Below are 10440 nucleotides of genomic sequence, written 5' to 3'. Positions count from 1 at the left end.
CTAATCCGCTTCGTTGTAGGTTTCAAGGTTGGTCGCCATGGCCATGGCGGCATTGCGGGTCTTAGCACCGTCACTGCGCTGCTGGTCCAGGCGGTTCAGGTAGTCTTGATCGATGTCGTTGGTCACATAAACGCCATCAAACACCGAGGTCTCAAAACGCTTGATGTCCGGATTGACCGAGCGTACAGCCGCAATCAAATCCTCAATGGACTGGAAAATTAAGCCATCAGCGCCGATGTTCTGGCAAATGCTGTCAACATCGTGGCCATGTGCAATCAGTTCGTTGGCCGATGGCATATCGATGCCATAGACATTTGGGAAGCGGACTTCAGGAGCGGCAGAAGCAAAGTACACCTTTTTCGCACCCGCATCTCTGGCCATTTCGATGATTTGCTCGGAGGTAGTACCACGCACAATGGAGTCATCCACCAGCAGCACATTCTTGCCTTTAAACTCCTGCTGAATGGCATTGAGTTTGCGACGGACGGATTTTTTGCGTTCGACCTGGCCCGGCATAATAAAGGTACGGCCTATGTAGCGGTTTTTCACAAAGCCCTGCCGGTAAGGCAAACCAAGCTCATGCGCAATTTGTAAGGCTGCATCATTGCTGGTTTCAGGAATTGGGATCACCACATCGATGTCCAAATGAGCCCATTCCCGTTTGATTTTTTCACCAAGCTTGGTGCCCATCGCAACCCGGGACGCATAGACGGAAATGTTGTCAATGGTCGAGTCCGGGCGGGCAAAGTAAACGTACTCAAAAATACAAGGGCTGTAGCCTGGGTTCTCTGCACATTGCTGCGTGAACAACTCACCCGACTCGGTGATGTACACCGCTTCCCCCGGATAAACATCCCGCATCACGGTAAAGCCATCGGTATCCAGCGCAACACTTTCCGATGCCACCATGTACTCGGTCCCGGCCTCAGTTTCACGCTTACCAATCACCAATGGCCGGATGCCATTGGGATCGCGAAAGGCCACCAGACCATGACCAATGATCAAAGAAACCACGGCATAACCGCCCCGCACCTTGCGGTGAACTGCGGCTACGGCCTTGAACACATCCTCGTTACTGAGCAATAAGGTGTTGCTTTGCGCCAGCTCGTGGGCAAACACATTGAGCAGAATTTCAGAATCAGAAGTGGTATTGATATGACGACGAGCACGGCGGAAAATCTCTTCGGTCAGCTGCTCCGAGTTGGTCAGGTTGCCATTGTGCGCTAAGGCAATACCAAAGGGACTATTGACGTAAAACGGCTGCGCCTCAGCGGTACTGGATGAGCCCGCCGTCGGGTAACGTACATGGCCAATGCCGATATTGCCGGACAAGCGCAGCATATGGCGAGTGTGAAAGACATCTTTGACCAGGCCATCGGCTTTTCGAAGCCGCAGGGTGTTGTTATCCACCGTTACAATGCCGGCGGCATCCTGCCCCCGGTGTTGCAACACCGTCAGGCCGTCGTACAATGCCTGATTGACCGGATACTTACCAACAATACCAACAATACCACACATGGAATTTTCCTCGCCTGAGACTTAAGGCTGTTGCATAAAACTCGAATGATTCTGCAAATAGTCGAAGAACCACTCAATGATAAAACGAAATTCAGGGATCAGCAGGGACTGTTGCCACCAGTCGGTGTTGGCTGCGGCGGTGAAGGCATCGACAAAAAACAACACAGCACTCACCAGCAGCACCCCACGCAGGGCACCAAAAATTAAACCGAGTAGGCGGTCTGTGCCCGATAAACCGGTGGACTGCACCAGTTTGCTGATCAAGAAATTGACCAAAGCACCTAAAATCAACGCACAGACAAAAAGAATAGCAATGGCCAGCGCATTACGCAGCAGCTCATCGTCCAGGCTGGTAAAGTACGCCGCCAGATAGGGGTAATAATAACTGGCAATAAAAAAGGCAAGGATCCAGACCAGCAGCGAGACGGCTTCTTTGACAAAACCGCGCACCAGACTAATCACCGTAGAGAGCGCGATGATTGCCAAAATGACAAAATCAATCCAAACCATGAAAATCCAAAGGATGTCTGATCACGGCGCGCATTCTACCAAAGTCACCTGCCCTTGCCTAATTATTTTCCAGCGGCTGGTAACTGGTCACCACCAAACGGTCATCCCGGGCGATGGTTTTTAACTCGTCCAGCCGTTGCTCCAGTGCGTCACGCCGCAGATCAGGCCCAACAAAGACACTGGTCAGAACTAGGCCCTGGCTGTTGGTCACCTGACGGGTGTAGGTCCGAAAGCCTGCGGCACCCAAACGCTGTACCAAGTCTTCCGCATTCTGTGCCCGGCCAAAACTGCCCACCCGCACCGTCCAGGCCCGCTCTGTCAAAGCCGAAGTAGGCAAGTCATCGGAAGATGCCGTATTCTCCGCAACCGGTCTAGTGACCTCGGTTGCCTCATCGCCGACCGTCACCTGAGCGTAGGCTTGTGATGGCAGCGTCTCGCTGCCATCAGACGGGGTGCTATCGGACACAGCTTCTGCATCGCTGGGGACCTTATCCACTTCGGGGGCTGTTAATGCATTATCGCGTCTGGCCTGCAGCGCAGCGCTGTCCAGCAACTGTTGCTCCTGCACGCCCTGAAACTCCGGCCTGGCCGGGATCTGCTCAAAATCATCTTTCAGTACCTGCTTCTCGCCATCCAGCAGATCCGGTAAAAACACCACAGCCGCAATCATCAGAATGCAGGCGCCCAATAGACGCTGTTTAAAAGCTCGTGTCATCTTACCTCCGGTTGGGCAGTGCTCTGTTCCAGTACCGCTGACACAGTAACAAAAGAGCCGAATACCAGCAATAAATCATCGGCCGCCAAGGACGCTAAGCTCTGGCGGTAGCCGGTCGCCACATCCGGGCAACGGAAAACCCTGGCCGTCGCAGGCAAAATCTGCTGCAGCATGGTGGCATCGGCACCACGGGGAGCAGGCAGCGGAGACAGCACCCAGTGATCGACCCACGGCAACAAGGCATCCAGCGCGCCGGTCTGAACTTTATCCTTCATCATGCCACAAAGCGCAATGACCCGCCGGTAACCAGGCCGCAGTTGCGCCAGGCGATCAGCCAAATACGCAATGGACTGAGGATTGTGCGCGACATCCAGCAACACAGCAGGATCTTGTTGCAGCAATTGCATCCGACCCGGCAAGCTGACACTGGCCAGGGCACGGCGCAGCAATGCCTCGTTCGGCAGACGCTGCAACTGCTGCAAAGCCATCAGTGCTGTGGCCGCATTTTGCAGCGGCACCGGCAACAGTGGCAAGCCATGAAAAGCCAGGGTCTCACACTGCCAGTCCCAGCCATCCTGCTGGCACTGCCAGCGGTAAGCACTGCCAGCTCGCAGCAATGGAGCCTGTAGCCGCTCAGCGACGTCAAGCACGCTGGCAGGCAAGGCTTGCTCGGCCACCACTGCCACCTTGCCCGGTCGAAAAATACCGGCTTTTTCCCGGCCAATGGCTTCGCGATCTGGCCCCAGCCAATCCTGATGGTCCAGGTCGATGGTGGTCAGAATACTGAGATCCGGCTCGACAATGTTGGTTGCATCCAAACGCCCACCTAAACCGACTTCAATCAAGGCAAAATCGGGTTCCTGAGTTTTGATTAGATAAAAAGCGGCTAGCGTGGTGAATTCAAAATAGGTCAGTTCAATGTCAGCGCGCAATTGCTCAATAAAGCGCAGTGCTTCAACCCAGGCGCTGTCCGGTGCATCGCTGCCATTGATGCGCAAGCGCTCGTTAAAACGCAGCAAGTGCGGTGAGCTGTAGACAGCAACGGTGAAGTCCTGAGCCAGCAACAGCTGCTCCATGCAACATGCCGTGGTGCCTTTGCCATTGGTGCCCGCAATCAGCACCACCTTGCCAGGCAGTCGGGAAAGCTCAGCCCGATCGGCGACCTGACGGACACGATCCAGGCCCAACTCAATCTGATGCTGCGGATGCTGTTGCTCTATAAAGCGAAGCCAATCGTCCAGGCTTTGGCACGATTGGCTGGTAAGGGAGGTTAAGGTGCTCATAAATCCCTGAGCAGTTGGGTTACTCCTGGTCGGGAGTTGGCAACTGCATAAATTTAGCCACAAGTCGGGCAATTGTATCGCGCATTTGGCGGCGGTCAACAATCATGTCAATGGCACCATGATCCAGCAGGAACTCGCTGCGCTGGAAGCCCTCAGGCAATTTTTCCCGCACGGTTTGTTCAATCACGCGGGGACCGGCAAAACCAATCAATGCCTTGGGTTCACCAATATTGATATCACCCAGCATCGCCAAACTGGCGGAAACACCGCCCATGGTCGGATCGGTCAGCACGGATACATAAGGCAAGCCCTGCTCGCTCAGCTTTGCCAGTGCCGCGCTGGTTTTTGCCATCTGCATTAACGACAGCAAAGCCTCTTGCATCCGGGCACCACCACTGGCAGAGAAACAAATGTACGGGACGCGATGCTCAATGGCGTATTCCACACCTTTGACAAATTTAGCGCCAACCACCGATGCCATCGAGCCGCCCATAAAGTTAAATTCGAAAGCAGAGGCCACCACTGGCATGCCTTTTAACTGACCGTGCATCACCAGCATGGCGTCTTTCTCATTGGTGTCTTTTTGTGCGGCAGTGATGCGGTCTTTGTAGCGCTTGCTGTCTTTAAACTTCAGCAGATCCTGCGGCTCAAGATCAGCCGCCAGCTCAGTAGCGGTATTGGCATCAAGAAACATGGTCAGACGATCACGAGCGCTGACCCGCATGTGGTGATCGCACTTCGGACACACCCCCAGCTGCCGATCCAGATCCGCCTTGTACAGTACGGCATCGCAGGCGGTACACTTGGTCCATACGCCCTCAGGAATATTGCGGCGTGCAGAGGTCGAAGTTCGGGGAAGGATCTTTTCTAACCAACTCATATCGATTCCTATCGGCTTTCGGCTTTAAACCACAAAGCCTTACTTATTTGAGGTTAAATGCACCGAAATTCAGAAAAACGGTGGCTATTAAAGCATAAAAACGGCGCATGTTAATATAAAAAACTGGTCTTAGTAGTCAGTCCAGTTGAGCCGGTAGAAACAATGGACCTGGCGCACTAACCGGCAAGGCATACTCTGCCGGGTAGTCTACCGCGACCAGATAAAGACCGCCAGCTTTGGCCGTTGCCGCCGCCTGATTCCGGTCTTTAGCTGCCAGCAATGCCGCCATCCAGTCCACCGGCTGCCGTCCCATGCCAATCTCAAGCAAAGAGCCGGTAATGTTCCGCACCATATGATGCACAAAGGCATTGGCCTTGATATCCAGCACCACAAAATCGCCCAAACGTTGCACTTTCAGATGGTGCACGAAACGATTGGGGCTTTTTGACTGGCATTGAATGGCTCGAAAAGCACTGAAATCGTGCTCGCCCAGCAAGCATTGTCCGGCCTGATGCATCAAGCCAGCATCCAGCGGCTGATGATAATGGCTGAGGCCGGCTTGCAAAATCGCCGGTCGGTACGACTGATTTAAAATAATGTAGCGGTAGCGCCTGGCCGTGGCTGAAAAGCGGGCATGAAAATCATCCGGCACTTGCTGTGCCCAGCGCACTGCAATGCCCGCAGGCAAATGGCTGTTGGTCCCCATGATCCAGCCTTTAGCCGAGCGCTCGGCTTGAGTATCAAAATGCACCACCTGACCCGTTGCATGGACACCGGCATCAGTTCGGCCAGCACACTGGGTCAGGATGGGCTCGTTGGCGACTTTGGACAATGCCTGTTCCAGGTGCTGTTGCACACTGGGGACCTCTTGTTGCCGCTGCCAACCGTAAAAGGCAGAGCCATCGTATTCAATGCCTAGGGCTATTCGCATGCCATTCTCTTACCGATAAAGAAAACCAGGTCGGATCCAGGATCCGACCTGGTTCAGGACGAAGTCAGCTAAGTATACCAAGCTGTGGCGTTGCTGCCCAGAGGCGCGGCTTCGAAGTCCAGGCTAGCTTCCAGATTGCAACTGTCTGACCGAGTCTTTAATCGCATCCGGCGCGTCGGAGTTCAGCACTTCTTTAATCAGTTGGTCGGCACTGTCGTGGTCGTCGATTTCCAGATAAGCCCGGATCAAGTCCAGTTGAGCACCATAGGTGTCGTGTTCTTCATCCAGGCCACTCTGCTCTAACACCTGTTGGTAGTCATCATCCAGCTCAAAACCTAAATCCAGCTCACTGTCGCTGTCGGCGCGAGCGCTGGCTTTCTCCAACAATTGGTCGATATCCTGAAAGTCATCATCCGATAGGTCGGCTGCTTGCTCCTCACTGACAGCGGTCGCTGCCGAAGCCTCTGACTCGCTTTGATTGGCCACGCGCTCCGCCATTTGCTCGAGTTCAGACAGCAAATCATCAAAATCGGCTTCATTCTCATTGCCGACCAATTGCTCTTCCGGCTCATCGGCCAGCAGTTCTGCCTCGTCCTGCTCATCCAGTAAGCTGTCGTCAAAGACATCTTCTGCAGCCTTAGCAGACTCAACCGCTTGCTCTGGTTGCAATGCTCCGTCCTCGCCCGCCAGAGGATCCTGTTCTGCCTGCTCATCGTTATCCGAACGCTTATCGGATGGCAAATCCGCAGACTCCGCTAGCTCATTAGCAACTTCATCGGCCAACTGGACCTCAGGCTCCGATGCATCCTCATCGCTCTGCTCCATGTCGTCGTCACTATCCTGGCTTAGAACATCACCGTCGATGGCATCATCAAGCTCCAGCTCCGGATAGCTATCAAGAACCTCACTCGGATTTTCAACTGAGCGGCTTGCAGCACTGGGTGGACTAACTGACTCGTCATCCTGCTCTGACAGATTGGGAGCCTCACTCTCATCAGCCATGGCATCGGCCGGGAAGTCATCCTCCAACTCGGCGAAGTCTTCCAGGTACTCGGCTTCGGTGGCTGCCTCACGCTCCAACGCCTGCTCTTCGGAAAGCGGCGCTTCCTGCTCGCTCAACACCAAATCCTCGTCCAGCGGCTCGGTGAGCATCGCTTCCATCAGTTCGGGATCTGGCTCTGGTTCTGCTTCAAGTCCGGCCTCAGGTTCTGCTTCGAGCTCAGCTTCAGGCTCTACTGCAAGCTCAGCTTCAGGCTCTCCTTCCAGCTCTGCTTCAGGCTCTGCCTCCAGCTCTGCCTCCAGCTCAGCTTCAGGTTCTGCTTCCAACTCTGGTTCGGGCTCTGCTTCCAGCTCAGCTTCAGGCTCTGCTTCAAGCTCTGCCTCCAGCTCAGTTTCAGATTCTGGCTCTACTGCATCCACTTCGGTCAGCTCATCCATGTCAGCAAGGGCCGTTTCAGCCGGTTCCTGCAAGGTTTCCTCCACCAAACTTTCGGCAAAGGCATCCAACTCAGAGCTGTCAAATTGAGCAGCTTCATCCGGGTCCAGCTCGGTTTCATTGCTCTCAGCAGCCAGATTGCTGTCCTCAGCGACTTGATCCAACAGTGCATCCGCAAAATCTTCGGGGTCCTCTGTATCGCTAAGCTCCGCTTGCTCAGGAATATCGTCTTCTGGGATATCCAGTTCAATTTCTTCGAGCAGTTCATCGTCAAAATCGTTGGCAACGGCTGCGCTTTGCTCAGTGTCGTCATCGGCTTCATTAAACAAAGAATCCAAATCGGTGCCCGACAAAATATTATCCGGATCAAACTCGGCTGCCGTTTCCGTATTGTCATCCTGATCAACATCGGCCAGCAAATCATCATCTGGCAAGGCATCGTTGTCGGTTAAGGCATCATCCGCCAGCAACGAATCGTCATCCAGCAGAGCATCATCGAGCAAATCATCCTCATCAAGCGCATCACTGTCACTGCCAACACTGCTGTCATCCAACAATATATCGTCATCAAGCAAGTCATCGCTTAAATCGACCGGAGTGTCATCCACGTCGTCATTGAAGGCATCATCCAGCAAGGAGTCATCCAGACTAAATAAGGAATCATCAACATCCATGTTGTCATCCACCTCGGGCAGTGGTGACTGATAGCCCGCTGTCGCTAAAGGCTCTGAGGTGGCTGCTTGAATGGTTTCCTGCGCTTTTTTACTGCGTCGTTTAATCCAGAGTAAAAAGCCAAGCAAAATACCTAAAGCAGGCACAGAAGCGGCCAGGGCCCAGAACACCGGACTGGTAAGCAGACGCTGGGCAAAGCCACTTTGCTGCGCAGCTTCTATCTGCTCGGCCTGTTGCAGCGCCATCCACTCGGCTTGCATGCGCACCATCTGCTCCAGCTCACGCTGCAAGGCATTGTCTTCTTCCATCTGAGCTTTCAGCGCATCGAGCTGCTGCTGCACGGCATCCAGTGTCTCTTTCAGCCCCTGGTTCTCCACCATGATGCCTTCGACCAGTAACATCGACTCACCAAAACGATGCCGTAGTTGCTGCAGTTGTTGTTGCTGTTCTTGCTCCAGTTGAGCCAATTGCTCTTGCAGCGCCTGGCTGGCAGCCGCGGTCGCCGGCTGTGCTTCTGGAGTTTGAGTTGGCGGAGTGCGGCGAGCCCAGCTTTGGTCATCGGCACTGGATTTTTGCCGGGCTTCCGCTGGATCGACCGCGCGAATTTCCCGCAATGAGGGTACATCCAGCATGGCGCCGGTACGAAGATGATTGAAATTATTATCCAGAAAAGCGTGCGGGTTTTTCAGGTAAATGGCATACATCACCTGATACATGTCGGCCCCTTCGGGTCGCACCTGTTGAGCCAGACGCCACAGGGTATCGGTTGGGGTGATGGGGCCTAACTGTTGCACCCGGCTTTGTTGATCCAGTGCTCTGGGCCCCCGAATGCTGGTACTGCTATCCGCCGCTGCCGCCAACGCCGGAAAATTGACAAGACAAATTAGAAAAAATAGTCGCCAGAGCTGCATGTATGCTTCCTAATCCAACCGGTACTCACCGGAAACCGCCAGGGAACAGCAGTTCCCCGACCGCAATGGTCTGATGGCCATCGCTTACTGAATCGTTCAGACAGAATTTACATCAATTCTATGCAAACAACATTCCATCTTGTCTTTATACCCAAGTGACCTCAAGATGCGAGTTTCAGAGCCTTTGGGCGTTTTCAATGCAAGGCACACTGGCGACGCAATGTCGACCACCTTGCTAGCCAGGGTAACACCGCAGTGGAAGCGCCCAGAGGCTCCCGCAGGGCGGGGCTAAAAGCGCTTTATGCCGCGTTAGCTGTTGTCGATTTGGAACCACCAAAGCTTCCAACAACTGCCTTGCCTAAAGCGCTTTTATCTCCCGCTGAAGCCTGCATCTTGAGGTCACTTGGGTATAACGGCACTATAAAGCAGAACTTAAATCACTGCCAGTCGAGGGCGCTCATCCCAGACAAAAAACAAAGCCGACCCAGGGCCGGCTTTTATACCTAAGTATATGGATAAAACACCGAAGCTCGCAGGGCCAGGCGCTAAACTTTGTGATTACAGATAATCCCGAATCAAATGCTCCGCAATTTGGATGCTGTTGGTGGCAGCCCCCTTACGAATGTTATCGGCCACTACCCAAAGATTTAACCCGAGCTCATGCGATAAATCTTTTCGGACCCGTCCAACAAAGACCTCATCATGCCCGGCAGCATGGCTGACCTGAGTTGGGAAGTCTTCATTCTGCTCCAGCAACACCACGCCAGGGGCATTGGCCAACAGGGCTTTGGCCTGCTCAGCATCCAGCGGTTGTCGGGTCTCAATGTGTACCGCTTCAGCATGGCCGTAAAAAGCCGGTACCCGTACTGCTGTGGCATTGACCGCAATGCTGTCGTCACCAAAAATTTTCTGGGTTTCCCAGTGCATCTTCATTTCTTCTTTGGTGTAGTCGTTGTCTAAAAAGACATCGATTTGCGGGATCACATTAAACGCAATTTGACGACTAAACTGACCTTTTTCTTCAATCGGACGGCCATTCATCAATTGCGCAGTTTCATGCGCCAGCGCTTCCACGGCTTGTTGGCCGGCGCCACTGACCGACTGATAGGTGGCGACATTGATCCGGCTGATGCCTACCGCATCGTAGATCGGCTTTAAGGCCACCAGCATCTGAATGGTGGAGCAATTCGGGTTGGCAATGATGTTGCGGTTGCGAAAATCGGCTAAAGCCGCGGCATTGACTTCCGGCACCACCAATGGAATGTCGGCCTCATAACGGTAATGCGAGGTATTGTCGATCACCACACAGCCCGCATCGGCGGCTTTGGGTGCATACAAAGCTGACACACTGCCACCGGCGGAAAACAAACCAATTTGAGCCTGGGTCCAGTCAAAGCTTTCGACATCCAACACCTTTACTTTTTTGCCGCGAAAATTAACCGTGTTGCCAGCAGATCGGCTGCTGGCCAAAGGGAATAACTGATTGACCGGAAAGTCACGCTGTTCCAGTAATTCGATTAAGTGCTGACCAACCAGGCCGGTTGCACCCAGGACGGCAACATTGTACTGCTGAGCCATGGCATTT

8 protein-coding genes are annotated in these 10440 nt (G+C 53.7%); all 8 read right to left on the bottom strand.

Annotation, left to right across the window (positions count from 1 at the left end):
• Positions 1-1518, bottom strand: coding sequence for an amidophosphoribosyltransferase (gene purF / locus Q3O59_RS13035; RefSeq protein ID WP_305945990.1), 1518 nt, complete (start codon positions 1516-1518; stop codon positions 1-3).
• A gap of 21 nt (positions 1519-1539) precedes the next feature.
• Positions 1540-2028: a CvpA family protein gene (locus Q3O59_RS13030; protein ID WP_305945989.1), complete on the bottom strand. Its 489-nt coding sequence runs from the start codon at positions 2026-2028 to the stop codon at positions 1540-1542.
• Between the two features lie 58 nt (positions 2029-2086).
• Positions 2087-2743, bottom strand: a complete 657-nt coding sequence (locus Q3O59_RS13025; protein ID WP_305945988.1) for an SPOR domain-containing protein — start codon at positions 2741-2743, stop codon at positions 2087-2089.
• A complete protein-coding gene (gene folC, locus Q3O59_RS13020; protein WP_305945987.1) occupies positions 2740-4026 on the bottom strand; it encodes a bifunctional tetrahydrofolate synthase/dihydrofolate synthase in 1287 nt (428 codons plus the stop codon). The genes Q3O59_RS13025 and folC overlap by 4 nt, the downstream gene beginning before the upstream one ends.
• A 19-nt stretch (positions 4027-4045) precedes the next feature.
• Entirely contained in the window at positions 4046-4906 is an 861-nt protein-coding gene (accD, locus tag Q3O59_RS13015; protein ID WP_305945986.1) for an acetyl-CoA carboxylase, carboxyltransferase subunit beta, read from the bottom strand.
• A gap of 136 nt (positions 4907-5042) precedes the next feature.
• On the bottom strand, positions 5043-5837 hold the full coding sequence (gene truA, locus Q3O59_RS13010) for a tRNA pseudouridine(38-40) synthase TruA (RefSeq protein WP_305945985.1): 795 nt from the start codon (positions 5835-5837) through the stop codon (positions 5043-5045).
• A gap of 123 nt (positions 5838-5960) precedes the next feature.
• Entirely contained in the window at positions 5961-8855 is a 2895-nt protein-coding gene (locus tag Q3O59_RS13005; RefSeq protein ID WP_305945984.1) for a FimV/HubP family polar landmark protein, read from the bottom strand.
• Positions 8856-9413: 558 nt separating this feature from the next.
• The gene (locus Q3O59_RS13000) at positions 9414-10433 is read right to left on the bottom strand and encodes an aspartate-semialdehyde dehydrogenase (RefSeq protein ID WP_305945983.1); all 1020 of its coding nucleotides are present in this window, start codon (positions 10431-10433) and stop codon (positions 9414-9416) included.
• Positions 10434-10440: the final 7 nt, after the last annotated feature.

The organism is Alkalimonas delamerensis (genome assembly GCF_030717955.1).
Lineage (GTDB): Bacteria > Pseudomonadota > Gammaproteobacteria > Enterobacterales > Alteromonadaceae > Alkalimonas > Alkalimonas delamerensis.
Note: the sequence above shows the minus strand (reverse complement) of the source record. Positions and strands in the feature narration are given on the sequence as shown.

Excerpts from the sequence above, each read along its gene's own strand:
- Q3O59_RS13025 (WP_305945988.1), bottom strand. The coding sequence starts at position 2,743 with ATGACACGAGCTTTTAAACAGCGTCTATTGGGCGCCTGCATTCTGATG.
- accD (WP_305945986.1), bottom strand. The coding sequence starts at position 4,906 with ATGAGTTGGTTAGAAAAGATCCTTCCCCGAACTTCGACCTCTGCACGC.
- truA (WP_305945985.1), bottom strand. The coding sequence starts at position 5,837 with ATGCGAATAGCCCTAGGCATTGAATACGATGGCTCTGCCTTTTACGGT.
- folC (WP_305945987.1), bottom strand. The coding sequence starts at position 4,026 with ATGAGCACCTTAACCTCCCTTACCAGCCAATCGTGCCAAAGCCTGGAC.
- purF (WP_305945990.1), bottom strand. The coding sequence starts at position 1,518 with ATGTGTGGTATTGTTGGTATTGTTGGTAAGTATCCGGTCAATCAGGCA.
- Q3O59_RS13000 (WP_305945983.1), bottom strand. The coding sequence starts at position 10,433 with ATGGCTCAGCAGTACAATGTTGCCGTCCTGGGTGCAACCGGCCTGGTT.
- Q3O59_RS13030 (WP_305945989.1), bottom strand. The coding sequence starts at position 2,028 with ATGGTTTGGATTGATTTTGTCATTTTGGCAATCATCGCGCTCTCTACG.
- Q3O59_RS13005 (WP_305945984.1), bottom strand. The coding sequence starts at position 8,855 with ATGCAGCTCTGGCGACTATTTTTTCTAATTTGTCTTGTCAATTTTCCG.